At 69.6% G+C, this 15,042-nt stretch carries 16 protein-coding genes; 7 read left to right on the top strand and 9 right to left on the bottom strand.

From position 1 onward, the window contains the following. Positions 1 to 4 precede the first annotated feature (4 nt). Genes ABIE21_RS17070 through ABIE21_RS17060 form a run of 3 tightly spaced genes read left to right on the top strand, consistent with a single transcriptional unit; the run spans position 5 to position 1,799 of the window. Positions 5 to 661, top strand: coding sequence for a hypothetical protein (locus tag ABIE21_RS17070; protein ID WP_354026051.1), 657 nt, complete (start codon positions 5 to 7; stop codon positions 659 to 661). Next, complete coding sequence (locus tag ABIE21_RS17065) at positions 658 to 1,251, top strand: hypothetical protein (protein WP_354026050.1); 594 nt, start codon at positions 658 to 660, stop codon at positions 1,249 to 1,251. The genes ABIE21_RS17070 and ABIE21_RS17065 overlap by 4 nt, the downstream gene beginning before the upstream one ends. Further along, positions 1,248 to 1,799, top strand: a complete 552-nt coding sequence (locus ABIE21_RS17060; RefSeq protein WP_354026049.1) for a hypothetical protein — start codon at positions 1,248 to 1,250, stop codon at positions 1,797 to 1,799. Before ABIE21_RS17065 ends, ABIE21_RS17060 begins: the two co-directional genes overlap by 4 nt. Here the strand turns inward: ABIE21_RS17060 and ABIE21_RS17055 are convergent. The 3 genes from ABIE21_RS17055 to pyrE are packed head-to-tail and all read right to left on the bottom strand — an operon-like array spanning position 1,789 to position 4,854. Beyond that, the gene (locus ABIE21_RS17055) at positions 1,789 to 3,051 is read right to left on the bottom strand and encodes a hypothetical protein (protein ID WP_354026048.1); all 1,263 of its coding nucleotides are present in this window, start codon (positions 3,049 to 3,051) and stop codon (positions 1,789 to 1,791) included. The genes ABIE21_RS17060 and ABIE21_RS17055 overlap by 11 nt on opposite strands. Before the next feature lie 13 nt (positions 3,052 to 3,064). Next, on the bottom strand, positions 3,065 to 4,309 hold the full coding sequence (locus ABIE21_RS17050) for a hypothetical protein (RefSeq protein ID WP_354026047.1): 1,245 nt from the start codon (positions 4,307 to 4,309) through the stop codon (positions 3,065 to 3,067). Continuing rightward, complete coding sequence (pyrE, locus tag ABIE21_RS17045; protein WP_354026046.1) at positions 4,306 to 4,854, bottom strand: orotate phosphoribosyltransferase; 549 nt, start codon at positions 4,852 to 4,854, stop codon at positions 4,306 to 4,308. The genes ABIE21_RS17050 and pyrE overlap by 4 nt, the downstream gene beginning before the upstream one ends. Positions 4,855 to 4,906: 52 nt before the next feature. Between pyrE and ABIE21_RS17040 the strand changes: the two genes are divergently transcribed. Next, positions 4,907 to 5,746: an exodeoxyribonuclease III gene (locus ABIE21_RS17040; RefSeq protein ID WP_354026045.1), complete on the top strand. Its 840-nt coding sequence runs from the start codon at positions 4,907 to 4,909 to the stop codon at positions 5,744 to 5,746. Between the two features lie 7 nt (positions 5,747 to 5,753). Here the strand turns inward: ABIE21_RS17040 and ABIE21_RS17035 are convergent, their stop codons facing one another. After that, complete coding sequence (locus tag ABIE21_RS17035; RefSeq protein ID WP_354026044.1) at positions 5,754 to 6,212, bottom strand: Lrp/AsnC family transcriptional regulator; 459 nt, start codon at positions 6,210 to 6,212, stop codon at positions 5,754 to 5,756. A 139-nt stretch (positions 6,213 to 6,351) separates the two neighbouring features. On the opposite strand from ABIE21_RS17035, the gene ABIE21_RS17030 reads away from it, so the two are divergent. Both ABIE21_RS17030 and ABIE21_RS17025 read left to right on the top strand, forming a co-directional pair. Next, positions 6,352 to 7,416, top strand: coding sequence for a Glu/Leu/Phe/Val dehydrogenase family protein (locus ABIE21_RS17030; RefSeq protein ID WP_354026043.1), 1,065 nt, complete (start codon positions 6,352 to 6,354; stop codon positions 7,414 to 7,416). Positions 7,417 to 7,675: 259 nt separating this feature from the next. Then, a complete protein-coding gene (locus tag ABIE21_RS17025; protein ID WP_354026042.1) occupies positions 7,676 to 8,509 on the top strand; it encodes an aldo/keto reductase in 834 nt (277 codons plus the stop codon). Between the two features lie 13 nt (positions 8,510 to 8,522). Here the strand turns inward: ABIE21_RS17025 and ABIE21_RS17020 are convergent, their stop codons facing one another. From ABIE21_RS17020 to ABIE21_RS17005, 4 genes are all read right to left on the bottom strand, one after another. After that, on the bottom strand, positions 8,523 to 9,290 hold the full coding sequence (locus tag ABIE21_RS17020; RefSeq protein ID WP_354026041.1) for a hypothetical protein: 768 nt from the start codon (positions 9,288 to 9,290) through the stop codon (positions 8,523 to 8,525). 92 nt (positions 9,291 to 9,382) lie between these two features. After that, positions 9,383 to 10,225, bottom strand: coding sequence for a hypothetical protein (locus ABIE21_RS17015; RefSeq protein WP_354026040.1), 843 nt, complete (start codon positions 10,223 to 10,225; stop codon positions 9,383 to 9,385). Between the two features lie 248 nt (positions 10,226 to 10,473). Further along, a complete protein-coding gene (locus ABIE21_RS17010) occupies positions 10,474 to 11,394 on the bottom strand; it encodes an AEC family transporter (protein WP_354026039.1) in 921 nt (306 codons plus the stop codon). Between the two features lie 44 nt (positions 11,395 to 11,438). After that, entirely contained in the window at positions 11,439 to 12,161 is a 723-nt protein-coding gene (locus tag ABIE21_RS17005) for a DNA alkylation repair protein (RefSeq protein WP_354026038.1), read from the bottom strand. A 179-nt stretch (positions 12,162 to 12,340) separates the two neighbouring features. On the opposite strand from ABIE21_RS17005, the gene ABIE21_RS17000 reads away from it, so the two are divergent. Beyond that, positions 12,341 to 13,717 carry a DUF6421 family protein gene (locus ABIE21_RS17000; RefSeq protein ID WP_436232359.1) on the top strand — a complete coding sequence of 459 codons (1,377 nt, stop codon included), beginning with the start codon at positions 12,341 to 12,343 and terminating at the stop codon, positions 13,715 to 13,717. Between the two features lie 7 nt (positions 13,718 to 13,724). Here the strand turns inward: ABIE21_RS17000 and ABIE21_RS16995 are convergent, their stop codons facing one another. Beyond that, a complete protein-coding gene (locus ABIE21_RS16995; protein ID WP_354026037.1) occupies positions 13,725 to 14,996 on the bottom strand; it encodes an ArgE/DapE family deacylase in 1,272 nt (423 codons plus the stop codon). Positions 14,997 to 15,042: the final 46 nt, after the last annotated feature.

Here is a 15,042-nt window from a genome sequence, read left to right as displayed (position 1 = left end):
CGAGGTGACATCGACCCCGCCGCAGCCGCTGAGCTCCTGGCGGGAGCGTGCCCGCGTGCTCTACGACCGTCTGCCGACCAAGTGGCTCATCACGGGCATCAGCGCCGTGCTGCTCGGCCTCTCCGCCGTGCTCGGCGGCCTCGACGACGTTGCGCCGACGCCGATTCCGCAGGTCGAGGCGGGGCAGCCGTTTGCGGGCGAGCGGCTCACGGTCACCGCCGAGCGGGCGGCCCTCATCGACGGCTTCCCCGAGCAGGGGGTGATGCCGGCCGACGGCAACCGCCTGCTGGTAGTGGTCGCGACCGTCGAGAACACGTCGAACGATCCGCTGCGCCTCGCGACGCTGACAGGGGACGCCGACACGATGCTGCCCGTCGACGTCGACCTCGCGGCCGAGTCGAGCGCACCGACCGCGGTCCTCGTCTTCGACGACGGCAGCACCGTCTCCACCGTGCAGCCCGGGGTGCCAGTCGAGGTCGCATTCGTCTGGGAGGTGGCGGCGGACGAGCTCTCCGGCGGCGACGAGCTGCGGGTCGACCTGCTCGACCGCACCTACCAGGGCGAGGCCACCGTCTACTTCGGCGACAGGTTCTCCGACGATTTCGTCGCCGGATACCTCGACTTCACGATCGACGACCTGGGAGCGGGGAGCGACGGATGACCCGGACGACGATGAACTGGCGCCACGTCGCCAACGGGGCGGGTCTCGTGGTGATCCTCGTGATCGCGGGCTTCGTCGCGCACTCCACCCCGAGCATCGCCGATAAGCAGGCCCCGATCGCGGTACGCGGCGAGCTCGGCGAACCCGTCGCGGGCCGAAACATCCTCGCCACGGTCGACGCGGTACGCGTGGCCCGCTCCGTCGAGGCATCGAACGGCTGGGCGGGCGGCACCGCGGGAGTGTGGGTCGTGGTCGACGCGAGCGTCGAGGCGCGGGTCGACGGGCTCGACCCGACACTCGGGTACGCGCGGTTGCGTGTGGGAGAGACGACCTTCAGCGCATCCACCCGGCCCGGCGACGGCTCGATCGCCGAGCGAGGCATGACCGTCGGCATCGCCTGGACCGGGCCGCTCATGTTCGAGCTGCCGCTCGACGTGGTCTCGAGCCCGGCCGCCGCGAACGCCGAACTGCAGCTGGCCCTCGACCCCGACCCGCGCGTCGACTCGCTGCTCGTGATCCCCGTCGACCTGAGGGCGCTCGACGTCGACGAGGTTGTCGAGACCGACCGTCCCGTCTGGGGTGCGCGATGAAGGCGTGGCTGCGCAGCAACCGGGTCGGCCTCGTCGCCGTCGCGATCCTGCTGCCCGCCACGGTGGGGATCACCTTCGCGAACGAGTGGACGGCCTATTTCGGACAGCGGCCGAGCATTCCCGTCGACGTCGCGCCCGGAGACGAGGGAGCTTTCGCTGCGACGGGCTGGGCGGTCGAGAAGACCGAGCGCATCCCGGCGACCAGCACGGAGGGCGATGAGATCGGACTGCCCGCGGGCAGCGAGCTCGTCGTCGTGTCCGTGCGCGTGACCCCCGGCGAGCTCGACTCGAACGGCGAGTCGCCCCGCTGCCTGCTCGACCTCGAGGAGCTCGACGGCGGCACGGTGACCCGCGGCTGGGGCGACGCCCTGTCTGAGCCGATCTCGTTCGACACCGCCGACGGGGCCGAGAGCATCTGCACGGCGTCGAACACCGAGCCGTACCTGCTCGAGACGATTTTCGTCGTGCCGGCCGACGCCGGCGACGAGCTGGCGCTCGCGGTCACGGTCGTCGGCGAGCTGCCCGAGTACCTGAGGCTCAGGCTGTAGCGGTCTCGTCGGCGACCACCGCGGCAGCCGACTCGCGCCGCTCCTCGAGTTTGCGCAGGCAGAAGTCGTACCCGGCGGCGATGAGGCAGATGCGCAGCGGCTCGATCAGCGCGTCGATGCCGAAGCCGAGCACCTTGTCGACGTTCATCCACCAGGACTGCAGGTCGTGGGCGCCGATGAGCTGCACGGCGGCGATGAAGCCCCAGTCGGTGGCTGCCTCGAGCAGCGTGTAGGCCAGCACGAAGACGCCCATCGGCACGACGCCGGCGCGCCAGATCAGCACGAGGGCGTTGCCGAGCGGCCGGAACCGCCCCAGGAAGTCGCTGCCGATGTCGGTGAAGCGCCGGGTCACCGCAGTGGGCAGAGCGGCGTAACGCGACCGCGCGGAGTCGTAGTAGCGCCCGCGCGGTCGTAGCGCCACCGGTTCGGCGGCGAGCGCGCGACCGTAGACGATGCCGGCGAGCGCGAGCCAGGCAAGCGGCAGCAGCAGCAGGCCGCCCGCCTCGGCGACGATCCACTCGATGCCGCTCCAGGCCCAGCCGATCGGGGCCACCGCCGAGGCGATGTCCGCCCGCAGGCCGGAGTACCACTCGACGGCGGCACGCGACGAGATCCAGCCCTCGACCTCGGCGCGCGAGCTGCTGATGAGGAACACGGTGAGGTAGACCCACACGGCCTCGAGGTACACGGCGACGATCGGCGCCCACTTCGGCAGTCGCGCCTGGTATTTCTTGATCAGATACCGGCCGGTGAAGGCGAGCACGATGACGGTGCCGGAGACCCAGTCGAATCGTAGGTCGAAGACCGCCCCTCCCGGCTCGTAGTCCTCCGCGAAGGGGTTGATCTTGCCGAGCGCCGACGTCGCGTAGGCGATCGTGTCCTGCCCGAGAAACTGCCAGGCGGCGTAGAAGGCGAAGAAAGGGAGGATGCTGACGAGGAAGATGTCGTACACGCGCGACGCCCGGCCGCGCGGGTCTGTCGTGCGGTCGACGTCGTCGAGACCGCGTTCCTTCAGGTCGCTGAACGAGGGCATCGCGCTGCGCAGCACGAGGAACATACCGATGAAGCTCGCGAGCCGCGCCAGCACGGCGAGCGGCATGATCAGAAGGCCGACGAGGGCGTTGGTCGCGCCGAAGGTCGCGGCCACCTCGATCAGCAGGTAACGCCCGAGCCAGCCGGCCAGATACCACGCCAGAAGCACCGGCCAGCGGGCGGCGACGAGCCGCAGGGTCTGGGTGACGATGGAGAACACTGCGGCCCGCCTTCTACGGCTCGGGGGCTGGGACGACGGGGATCACGACGGGCGCCCTGGCGGGCATCGCGACGCTCACCGTGAGGGGTTCGCCGGACGACCGGCTGACGAAGCAGTAGTAGTTGCGGTTCCCGCTCTTCCAGTCGTCTTCGGTGCCGGCGTAGCTCGCCGCGATCTGGATGTCGGCGAACTGGCTGGCGGCGGCATAGTCGATGTTCTCCTGGCTGGCGCAGAGCAGGTTCATGCGGGCCTGCAGCGCCTCGACGCCGGGAAACGGGTCGAGGGCGGAGTCGTCGAACCGGCCGCGGTAGGCCAGCTGTCCGCCGTGCGGCGAGAGACAGTCGACGACCGTGTACTCCTTCTCCCACGCAGACACGTAGGGGTCGACGCACTCGGTGCCGAGCAGGTCCTTCCACTCGTAGACGCCGGGGGCGACGGGGCCGATCGCGACGACCGGCGCGACCGGCGCCTCCGGGGTCGCCGTCGGGGTCGTCGTGGGCGTCGGAGTGACGACCGCGGCGGGCATGGAGTCGCCGATGCGGGTGCCGACGAAGAACAGTCCGGCGAGGGCGAGGGCGGCGACCAGGCCGCCGGCGACCCACATCAGGACCTTCTGGCTCTTCGGCAGCGGACCACGGGGCGGTGTGTCACCGCTCGCCGCGTCTGGGCCGGGCACGGGAAACAGCTCGCGCGACACGAACGGCACGAGCGCCGACGCCGCGACCGGCTGGTACTCCTGGAACTTCTCGTCGCCGAACAGGCTGTCGATGGCCGAGGTCGGCGCCGACTCGTCGGCCGGGCTCTCGAGGCCGACGAACTCGGCTCCGAGCGCCTCCGTCGCACCGTCGAGGGAGGCGTCGACCGCGGGCGGCTGCTCCCACGGCAGCGCGCGGCCCTCGTGGTAGACGGGCGCCTGGATGGGGTCGACCGGGGGCGGGGGTGGCGCCCGGAAGTCGAAGGCGGCCGTCGGCTCCCCTTCGTCGTCGAAGGAGGAGGCGGATGCCTCGGCGGCAGGCGTCGGCTCGGCGGGAGGTGCCTGCTCGGCGGGAGCGGTCTGCTCGGTGGCCGCCGCGATCATCTCGTCCTGGTTGAGCGCGAGGAAGTGCCCGAGGTCGAGGGGCGGCTTCGGCTGGTCGCCCTCGGCCGGCTGCGACTCCGCCGGTTCCGGCTCGGCGGGGGTCTTCGGCTCCTCCGGCTCTCCGCCGGGGGTCAGCCCCCAGGTGAAACCGCCACCCGGAGGGGTCTTGTCGTCGCTCATTCGAGTCCGAGGTCGCCGAGGCCGATGGCGTAGAAGTACGGGTATCCGGCGGCCTCGATGATCTCGCGCGCGCCGGTGTTGCGGTCGACGACCACTGCCACGCCGGCGATGATCGCGCCGACCTTCAGCAGTGCCTCGATCGCCTTGAGCGGCGAGCCGCCCGTAGTGGAGGTGTCTTCGAGCACGACGACGCGCTTGCCCTCGAGGTCCGGACCCTCGACCTGGCGGCCGCGGCCGTGGTCCTTCGGCTCCTTGCGCACCACGAAGGAGTCATAGCTGTGCCCCATGGCGATTCCCTGGTGCATGACGGCGGATGCGATGGGGTCGGCTCCCATGGTGAGGCCCCCGACGGCCGAGACATCCGGAATCTCTGAAATCAAGTCGACCATCACCTGGCCGATGAGCGGAGCGACGCGGTGGTCGAGGCTCACGCGCCGCATGTCGACGTAGTACGTCGCCTTCTTGCCGCTGGTGAGCGTGAAGTCGCCGTGGAAAACGGCGTCGGCCTTGATGAACTCGATCAGTTGGGTACGCGCGTCAGTCACACGGTAAAGACTACTGAGCCTGTCGGCCGCGGGCGAACGGTAGCGTTGAAGCATGCGCGTAGCCACCTGGAATGTGAACTCGATCCGTGCCCGCGTCGACCGGACGGTCGACTGGCTCGTCCGCGAAGACGTCGACGTGCTGGCGATGCAGGAGATCAAGTGCAAGCCCGAGCAGTTTCCGTACGAGAAGTTCGCCGAGGCCGGCTACGACGTGCAGCTCACCGGACTCAGTCAGTGGAACGGAGTGGCCTTCGCGTCGCGGCTGCCGATGACCGACGTAGCCACCCACTTCGACGGTCAGCCCGGCTTCCTCAAGGGCGCCGAGGGGCCGGACCAGCCGATCGAGGCGCGGGCGATCGGCGTGACGGTGGCGGGTATGCGCCTGTGGAGCCTCTACGTGCCGAACGGACGCTCGCTCGACGACCCCCACCTCGTCTACAAGCTCGACTGGCTGGCCCGTCTGCGCGACGAGACGCAGCGCTGGATCGCGGCCAATGACGGCGCTCCGATCGCGCTGATGGGAGACTTCAACATCATCCCGACCGACGAGGACAACGGCGACCCGACCATCGTCGTCGGGGTGTCGACGCACGTCTCCCCCGAGGAGCGAGCGGCCTTCGCGGCGTTCGGCGACATCGGGCTCGTCGACACCGTGCGTCCGTTCGTTCCGACGGGCTACACCTACTGGGACTACAAGCAGCTGCGCTTCCCGCGCAACGAGGGCCTGCGCATCGACTTCATCCTCGGGTCGCAGTCGTTCGCAGACCTTGTGACCGCGGCGAGCATCCACCGCGACGAGCGCAAGGGCGAGGCGCCGAGCGACCACGTGCCGGTGCTCGTCGAGCTCGACGACGTCGACGGCGAGGACGACGACCGCCCGATGATCTTCTGACGCCCCCCTACTCGAGCAGCAGGTGCTCGTACCGGTAGGCGAGCAGCTCCCGCAGCACGATCGACGTCGCCGTGCGGTTGATCCCCCGGCAGCCCTTGATGCGCTTGGTGATGTCGTAGACATGGTCGGCGTCGCGCGCGACGATCTGGATCATGAGGTCGTTCTCCCCCGCCAGCCCGACACACTCCACCACCTCGGCGATCCCCGCCATGTCGGTCATCATCTCCTCGAACTGGTCCTGGTCGACCTCGGCGGTCACGAAGGCGCGCATCGGGTAGCCGAGGGACGGCGCCGAGAGGCGGATCGAGTTCTTCCGCATCACTTCGTCGCGCGCCATCCGCTCCAGTCGGGCGTGCACCGTGCCGCGCGCCAAGCCGAGGCGCAGGGCGAGCAGCTGCACGGTCGCCCTCGGGTCGTCGTCGAGGGCGAGGAGTATGCGTCGATCGGTCGCGTCGAGAGCGGTCATGCTGGTCAGTGTATGCCGGTAAACGCGCCCGGAGTTGATCGATTTGACCAGTATTTCTCACTGTTGTTGTCATCGAGCGCGTCGGGTGGTGCAATTGCTCCCATCACGGCCTTTCGCCCTGCACAGAAACGGTACAACGATGACCGCAGTACTCCCCGTCCGAACCCTGTCAGAAGGCGCGCTCGCGTTCGACCACGAGAAGGTGATCGCGGCCACGGGAGAGCGCTCCGGTCTCTCCATCATCGTCGCCGTGCACAGCACGATCCTCGGCCCGGCCCTCGGCGGCTGCCGCCTCTGGTCGTACCCGACCTGGGCCGACGGTCTCGCCGACGCCCTGCGCCTCTCCCGCGGCATGACGAGCAAGAACGCTCTCGCCGGGCTCGACGCGGGCGGCGGCAAGGCGGTCATCATGTTGCCGGAGGGCACCGTGCTCGACGGGCAGGCCCGCCGCGACGCCTTCCTCGACCTCGGTGACATCGTCGAGTCGCTCGGCGGCAGCTACCGCACGGCCGAGGACGTCGCCACGAACTCCCTCGACATGGCCGTCATCGCCGAGCGCACGGCGCACGTCGTCGGCCTGCCGACAGAGGCGGGCGGCCAGGGCGACCCCGCCGAGTACACGGCGCGCGGCGTCTACGCGGGGCTGCGCGAGACCCTGCGGCGCTCGACCGGCAGCGCGCAGGTCTCCGGCCGCCGCATCACAGTCGCCGGGCTCGGTCAGGTCGGGTCTCGCCTCGCCGCGCGGCTGGCCGACGAGGGCGCGGTTCTCACCGTCACCGACTTCAACCCGGCCAAGGCGCAGTTCGCGGCCGAGCTCGGCGCGACGTGGGTCGCCCCCGACGAGGCGCACCGGGTCGCGGCAGACGTCTTTATGCCAGCCGGCGTCGGCGGCATGCTCTCCGACGACGTGATCGCGGAGCTCGCGGCGGTCGCCATCTGCGGACCCGCCAACAACCAGCTCGCCGAGCAGGGCGCCGAGATGCGGTTGCGCGCCCGAGGCATCCTCTACGCCCCCGACTATCTGGTGAACGCGGGCGGCGTCATCCGTCTCGGCGACGAGGAGTCGGGCGACGAGGCGGTGCTCGCCCGTATCGACGCTATCGAGCAGACGCTCGCTCTCGTCTTCGACGAGGCGGAGGCCAGCGGCGTCACGACCGTCGAGGCCGCCGACCGGCTCGTGGCCGAGCGTCTCCGCTCGGCCTGACCCGCCCCCGCCTCGCCCCCGCCCCGCCCCAGCCCCAACCCCAGCCCCAGCCCAGCCCGAGCCCGAGCCGAGGGGCAAGCTTTCGACGTTCAGCCGCGCGTTCAACGTCGATTCTTTGCCCCTTGGCCGCTGGCGCGCACGCCCGTCGGCCCAAGGGGCGAACTTCTGCTGCTCAAGCGGCCGCTCAAGGTCGAAAGCTTGCCCCTCTTCACCTGCCCCATCTTCTCTCGCCCGGCGGAGCAGCGGCGATACTGGGAGGATGACCACTCCCCCGTTCTCCCCGCTCATCACGCTCTCCGACGGCAACGAGATCCAGCAGCTGGGCCTCGGCGTGTACAAGGTCGACGACGTGACGGCGGCCGGGCTCGTCGAGGGCGCAATCGCGGCGGGCTACCGTCGCGTCGACACGGCGAAGCTGTACTACAACGAGGCGGGCGTCGGCGCGGGTGTTCGGGCGTCCGGCATCCCGCGAGAAGAGATCTTCGTGACCACGAAGGTCTGGAACGACGACCAGGGCTACGACGAGACCCTGCGTGCGTTCGACACGAGCCTCGGACTGCTGGGCATGGACTACGTCGACCTGTATCTGATCCACTGGCCGGCACCCGCGCAAGACCGGTACCGCGATACCTGGCGGGCCCTGGAGGCGCTGCACAGCGACGGCAGGGTGCGCTCCATCGGCGTCAGCAACTTCACCGAGGCCCACCTCGAGCGCCTCCTCGACTCGGCGACCGAGACGCCCGTCGTCAACCAGGTGGAGGTTCAGCCCTGGTTGCAGCAGGACGCCCTCATCGCTTTCAACGCGGCCAACGGCATCCAGACCGAGGCGTGGTCGCCCCTCGGCCGCGGGCGGGTGCTCGACGACCCCACGATCGCTCGGATCGCCGCCAAGCACGAGCGGTCGAGCGCCCAGATCGTGCTCCGCTGGCATGTGCAGCGCGGCCTCCTGGTCATCCCCAAGTCGAACTCGCTCGAGCGCATCCGCGAGAACTCGCGGGTCTTCGACTTCGAGCTGGATGCGGCCGACCTCTCCGAGATCGCCGGTCTCGAGACCGGCGAGCGAACCGGATCCCACCCCGACGCCGTCGGCTGACGCGTCGCGTAGCCTACGCGCCGCCCACGGTCATCGCGATCGCCACCGCGACGAGCACCGCGAAGGCACCGACGGCGAGCACCTGCACGCCGACGAATATCGGCGCGACACGTCGAGACGCGAACGCGTCGGGATGCACCTCGACCGGAGGGGCCTCCCTCGTGACGATCGTCTCGTGCACGTGCCCCACCACCCGTTCCACGCGCTCGAGCGCCTCGGCCGGCAGGAAGCCGTCGGCACGCACGTAGATGAACATCCATTCGTCCACGATCTCGACGTCTGACGCCGGGGCAGAGTCGAGGAAGAGCTGCATCATGGCCGGGGTGAACACGGCGAGCGCCTGGGCGTCGTGGCCGAGTGGGCAGTAGAGCGTGAACGCCCGGTCGAAGTCGCCCTCGAGCGACAGCATCTGACGGCTGCCCATGCCGATCTGCGCCTCGCGCAGCGCGCCCCGTCGGGCGTTGACGAGCACGATGCTCGGCATCGACCGGGCGAGCGGGATCGCCACGAACGCCGTCGTCACCTCGACGCCCGCCGCGCCGTAGCGGCCGCTGACGCTGCCGGCGAGGTAGGGACTCGAGGAGTTCGAGGCGTCGATCACCGCGTTCACGGTGACGCCCTCGCCCTCGCGGAACATCAGCCCGGAGAAGAACGTCGGCGCGCATTCGTTCCAGAACGAGTATCCGCGCCCGAGAGCGACCGACCGCCACTCCGCGAGCCGCTCGGTCATCGGCGGGGCCTCGGGCGGTCGGCCGACCGCGGGAATCTCGGAGGTGGTCATTTCTGAACACTATCCTCTTTGTCACCCGAATGGGGGGCATCGACCCGCGAGGGAAGACCTTCCGCGCCTAGGCGGTGGAGCAGCGAGCGGGCCTAGAGGGTCGGCAGCAGGTCGGTGATGAACCACCAGCCGGCTGCGCCTACGACGATCCCGCCGATGGCGACCGACACGAGCCGGCCGATCTCGCGGTTGCGGGCGTCGAGGCTGCGGCGGCCGGTGGCGATGGCTCCCGCCCTCGCCTCGCGTTCCTCGCGTGCTGCCAGCAGTGCGGCGGTGTCGAGCTCGACCGCGGTCGGCTCCGACGGCGCGACGGGCGCGCTCACGGGGCTGGTCGGCTCGATGTAGGCAAGCACGTTAGCCTTCACGTGCTTGGTGATGCGCTCGATGCCGTCGAGAGCCTCTTCGGAGCCGTAGCGGCCCGCGCGACTGTAGACGAACATCCACGAGTCGATGAGCTCGACGTCGGCGCCGTCGGTCGTCTCGGTGAGCAGGCTGAGGAACTCGGGCGTGAAGATCTCGAGCGCCTCGCGCTCGGAGCCGCCGTGGCTGTGTAGCGTGAAGGGGCCGTCGAAGTGGTCGTCGGCGTGCAGCTTCTGGCGCGGCTGCAGCACGATGCCGGCGTTGCGCAGAACGTTGACCCCGTCGCCGAGCAGTGCCACGTTGGGCACCTTGCGGGCGAGGGGGATCGCGAGGAACGACGCTGCGACGCTCAGCGGGTCGCCGCCGTCGGTCGGGTAGCGGCCGTTGACGCTGCCCGCGAAGAAGGGGGTGCGCGCCTGGAGTGCGCTGACGAGCGACGTCGCGACGACGCTGTCACCGGTGCGGAACAGAAGTCCACGCAGCAGGGGACCGCGGATGTGCGACTGGTACGAGTAGCCTCGGGCGACGGCGGCGGCCTTCCAGGCCGCTAGCTCTTCCGTCGCGCTAGTCGCCACGCGTCGCCTGCACTACTGGGGGACGAGAGTTTTCAGACACATCGCAACTTTAGCTAAGACTCGGGCCGTTTCTCGCGCATACCGGGGTACAGATGGCGAAAAATCCTTGAAAAACGTCCATGAGACGCGTCGTCACCCGAGAAACTGCCGGTCAGAGGGTGGATGCCTCGCTGCCGCCATAGTCTGCGTCGCGCGAAAAGGGCACGACTTCCGTGGGCCGGGCGGCCCCGGCACCGGCGCGGCTTCGCTCAGGCCAGCAGGGCCGCCACCGCCACGAGCACGGGAACGGAGCCCACGGTGGTGATCAGCACCGTGTCGCGGGCCAGCGAAACACCCCGCTCGTAGCGCTGCGCGAAGACGAAGACGTTCTGCGCGGTGGGCAGTCCCGCCAGCACGACGACGGCGAACAGGTGCTCCTGGTCGAGGCCGAACACGAATCGGCCGAACACCCAGGCGATCACCGGCATGACGGCGAGCTTGATCGCGCTCGCCGCCACGATGCCGCGGCGGTCGGAACCCGGCGCGAGCAGACGGTCGCCGTGCAGCGACATCCCGAACGCGATGAGCACGAGCGGCACCGCCGCGGCTCCGACGATGCGGAAGGGCTCCATCACCGCCATCGGGATCTCGAGCTCGGTGACCGAGACGACCACGCCGAGCGCCGAGGCGATGATGAGCGGGTTGCGGATCGGCTGCATGAGGACCCGGCCGATCGAGACGGACCCGCTCGTCGAGATGTCGAGGATCGTGAGCGAGATCGGCGCGAGGACGAGCAGCTGCAGCAGGATGACCGGGGCCGAGTACGCGGTGTTGCCGAGCACGTAGACGGCGACCGGGATGCCGATGTTGTTCGCATTCACGTAGCCCGCCGATATCGACCCGATGACCGTCTCGGGGACGCCGCGCCGGAAGACCAGCAGGGCGATCCCGGCGAAGAGCAGGCACGACAGTACGGCGGCGATCGCCGACACGGCGAGCATCGACGAGAACAGGGTGTGCACGTCGGCGTCGGCGAGCACGGTGAACAGCAGCGCGGGGGAGAGCACGAAGAAGACCAGCCGGCTCATGACCTTCGGGGCGTGTTCGCCGAGCACGCCGACCCGACCGACGACGTATCCGATCAGGATCACGACGCCGATGATGGCGAACCCGATCAACACCCCCGACACCTGTCAAGTATCGCGCACGGAACTCGACTGGCTCGATCAGGAGGTCAGAGCGAGCGGTAGTACACCCGCTCCGAGTTCTCGAAGTGCTCCGTCGCATAGTTCAGGGTCACCCGCGACATCACCTTCGCGTGGGTGGTGATGAACTCGACCAGCAGATCGCGGTCCACTCTCTTGCCGACCTCGCGGAGCATCCACCCCACGGCCTTCTGGATCAGGTCGTGCTGGTCGGGCAGCAGGATCTCGGCGACCTCGAGTGTCGTGGAGGCGTCGCCGCGCTTGATGAACGCGAAGGTCGCGATGATGGCGATGCGGCGCTGCCAGATCACGCCGCTCTTCGCGAGCCGGGGAAGCTGGTCGCGCGGCTTGTCGAAGAGGTACTCCCCGAGGATGTACTCGGCCGACGAGTCGACGAGGTCCCAGTTGTTGATGCGTCCACGGCGCATGGCCGAGAGATAGAACTGCACGAGTCGCTCGCGCTCCCCCTCGTCGCCCGCCTTGCTGGCGGCCGCGAACTGGCCGACCATGATGGCCAGGGCGGCGAACCGGTGCTCGTGCACAGAGCTGTCGAGCAGGTCGTTGAGGTCGGCCGGCGAGAGATCGGCGAAGCCCTGCGCGATGCGCCGGATCTCGGGCACCTTCACGCCGATGAACACGTCGCCGGCCCCGTACTGCCCCTTGCCGGTCTTGAAGAACCGCTGCAGATCGCGGGCGTCGTCGCGGTTCGCCACCGCGGCGAGCGCGTCCTGTACTTCTCGCGCCGTAGACATGCTTGAAGTGTAGGCGCGCCACCCGCTCGCGCAGAACGGCGGTTTCGTGCGTCTGGCGCGCCCGGGAGCGCAACTTTCCCGCGTCGGACACAACCAACCGCGAATGCGTGCTGGATAGGCTGGATCCGGGCGCCGAATCCGTGCGCCCCGGCACACTCACGCGGATCGGAGGTTCACCCATGTCCCACACCATGATGCCCACATCCATCGTCGGAGAACCCGAGGTCGTGGAGGACGACCGGCTCGCCGAGAACCCCGCCTGGACGAGCATCCGTGACGCGGCATCCGCGATCCAGCCCTTGCAGCTGCAGGACGGCAGCATCCCCGACGAGGCGCACCACGCGGAGGCGCGCGAGCTCGTCGCCGCCATCGCCCGCGGGGTTCTGAGCTTCCGCACGGTGCTGCCGCACGACGCGGCCTACCTCGAGGCGGTCGCCGTCGACTTCGAGCGGTGGGCGGCCGACGGGTTCGGGGTGCCCGACTTCCTCGACTCGCTGCAGGCGTTCCAACCACAGCTCGACCGGATCGACGGGCTGCAGCACCTCGTCGTGTTCCCCATGTACACACAGAACGGCTCGACGAGCCGACTGGTCGAGGCCGTGCTGATCGAGGTGATCTGGCCCGAGTTCGTGTCGGAGCTCGAGGCGGGGGAGTACTCCAACAAGCTGTTCGTGCCGGTGCGTTTTCTCGACTTCACACCCGGCTACGACACCAACTCGGCTGTGCTGTTTCCCGAGAGCGTCGCGATGCGCGAGGTGCCCACCTTCACCTGGGGCGCGATTTTCGCCGACCGGGAGGCCGCGCGCTTCCGCCGGGTCGTGGAGGCCGCATCCGAGATCACGAAGCTCGAGCTGCCCGCCGACGCCCAGCGCCTGCTCGACGACCAGCAGCTGACCGAGCAGACCTTCGTGATGTGGGACCTCATCCACGACCGCACCCACATGCGGGGCGACCTGCCGTTCGATCCGTTCATGATCAAGCAGCGCATGCCGTTCTTCCTCTACTCGCTCGAGGAGCTGCGCTGCGACCTGACGGCCTACCGCGAGGCGGTGCGCATCTCGCGTTCGGACGACGCCACCGACACCGCGCGGGACCGCGCCCGGCTCGTGCAGTACGCGGTGATCTTCGATCGCATCTTCCGATTCGCGATCACCGGCAGCCGCGTGCGCAACTACGACGGGCTGGGCGGGCAGCTGCTGTTCGCGTGGATGCACCAGCACCACGTGCTGCACTGGACGGACACCGCGCTCACCATCGACTGGGACGACGTGCCCGAGGTCGTGATCGCCCTCTCCGACGCGATCAACGACCTGTACTGGAAGTCGATCGACCGCCCGAAGGCCGCGCACTGGCTCGCGGCATACGACCTGGTCGCCTCGACGCTCACGCCACACCCCGCCTCCCGCTGGGCGGTTCGCGACCTGCCGCTCGACGGTCCGCCGCGTGGGCTCACCGACGCCGTGCTCGACGACGAGTTCCCTCTCTCGATGTTCTACGAGGCGCTGTCGAAGAAGATGACGGGCGTCATCGAGTCGACGGCGGGCATCACCGCCTGAGCACCGCTCAGTAGTGCGCGCCGCACCTCCGGGCAGCGAGCACCACCAGCGAGCGCGTCACCGCGAGCAGCTCGGCGATGTCGACCTGCTCGCGGGGCGCGTGCGCGAACCGCACGTCTCCGGGACCGTAGTGCAGCGCCGGGATGCCTCCGAGCCCCGAGTACAGCCTGAGGTCGCTGCCGTACGGGGCGGCGCTCAGGCGCGGGGCGGCGCCGGCAGACAGGTCGGTCACCGATGCGCTGACCTCGGCGATGAGCGGATGGCCGTCTCGGATGCGTCCGCTGGCGAACTGACCTCCGGGCCAGCTCACGGTGGCGGGGTTGTCGCGCAGCCACGGGTCGGCGGCGCAGGCCTCTGCGACGGCCCGCTCGAGTGCGGCGCGCGCCGCCTCCGGCTCCTCGCCGAGCTGCACGCCCAGGCGTCCCTCGGCGGTGAGCAGGTCGGGAACGCTCGACGCCCAGTCGCCGGCCGTGACGCGCCCGACGGAGATCGGGTACGGCAGCGCCGTGTCGAGGAAGAGCGGTACGCGCTCGGCGTTGCGTTCCCGCTCGAGCTCGTGGAGGCTCGCATAGACGGGCAGGAAGGCGTCGAGCGCACTGACCCCCTCCAGCCTGGTCGACCCGTGCGCCGCCCGTCCCGGCACCGAGATGCAGAAGGTGAGCGCGCCGGCGTTCGCGACCATGATGCGCCCGCTCGTCGGCTCGGTGAGAACCGCGGCGTCGGCCGTGTGCCCGCGCAGCATCGTGGCGAACGCGCCGAGCCCGCCGTCCTCCTCGCTCACGACGGAGTGCACGCCGAACGCGCGCTCGAGCGTGACGCCCGAGGCGGCCAGGGTGCGGGCGACCGCGAGATTGGCAGCCAGGCCCGCTTTCATGTCGCATGCGCCACGCCCGTGCAGCGCGCCGTCGACGATGGAGCCGCTGAAGGGATCCCGGTCGACCCACTTGCCGAGATCGCCGACCGGCACGACGTCGACGTGCGCCTGGAGCACGAGCGCGGGCGTGCCCTCACCCAGCGTCGCGACGAGACCGTAGCCCTCCTCGCGCGGCGCCTCCTCGCCCGGATGGTCCGGGTGGGCGCGGAGCCCGTCGAGGTCGAACATCCACGAGTCGACGTCGAAGCCGAGCTGACCGAGGGCGTCCGCCTGATCGTGCTGCAGCTGCGACTCCGCCGCGGTTCCCGTGATGCTCGGTACCTGGACGAGGGCGACGAGACTGTCGACGAGGGTCTGCTCGTCGAGGGAATCGAGGATTCTCGATTCGAGATCGGAAATGGGCATGGCTGAGTCTAGTGACGCCGATTCACGCCTGCCGAGACCGGCTCCG

The organism is Conyzicola nivalis (genome assembly GCF_040548875.1).
GTDB lineage: Bacteria > Actinomycetota > Actinomycetes > Actinomycetales > Microbacteriaceae > Conyzicola > Conyzicola nivalis_A.
This window is presented reverse-complemented; position numbering and strand designations above follow the sequence as displayed.

Bases quoted from the DNA above. Each gene is read 5' to 3' on its own strand.
- ABIE21_RS17065 (WP_354026050.1), top strand. From the start codon at position 658: ATGACCCGGACGACGATGAACTGGCGCCACGTCGCCAACGGGGCGGGT.
- ABIE21_RS17030 (WP_354026043.1), top strand. From the start codon at position 6,352: ATGACCGCAGTACTCCCCGTCCGAACCCTGTCAGAAGGCGCGCTCGCG.
- ABIE21_RS17025 (WP_354026042.1), top strand. From the start codon at position 7,676: ATGACCACTCCCCCGTTCTCCCCGCTCATCACGCTCTCCGACGGCAAC.
- ABIE21_RS17035 (WP_354026044.1), bottom strand. From the start codon at position 6,212: ATGACCGCTCTCGACGCGACCGATCGACGCATACTCCTCGCCCTCGAC.
- ABIE21_RS17040 (WP_354026045.1), top strand. From the start codon at position 4,907: ATGCGCGTAGCCACCTGGAATGTGAACTCGATCCGTGCCCGCGTCGAC.
- ABIE21_RS17060 (WP_354026049.1), top strand. From the start codon at position 1,248: ATGAAGGCGTGGCTGCGCAGCAACCGGGTCGGCCTCGTCGCCGTCGCG.
- ABIE21_RS17005 (WP_354026038.1), bottom strand. From the start codon at position 12,161: ATGTCTACGGCGCGAGAAGTACAGGACGCGCTCGCCGCGGTGGCGAAC.
- ABIE21_RS17020 (WP_354026041.1), bottom strand. From the start codon at position 9,290: ATGACCACCTCCGAGATTCCCGCGGTCGGCCGACCGCCCGAGGCCCCG.
- ABIE21_RS17050 (WP_354026047.1), bottom strand. From the start codon at position 4,309: ATGAGCGACGACAAGACCCCTCCGGGTGGCGGTTTCACCTGGGGGCTG.
- ABIE21_RS16995 (WP_354026037.1), bottom strand. From the start codon at position 14,996: ATGCCCATTTCCGATCTCGAATCGAGAATCCTCGATTCCCTCGACGAG.
- ABIE21_RS17000 (WP_436232359.1), top strand. From the start codon at position 12,341: ATGTCCCACACCATGATGCCCACATCCATCGTCGGAGAACCCGAGGTC.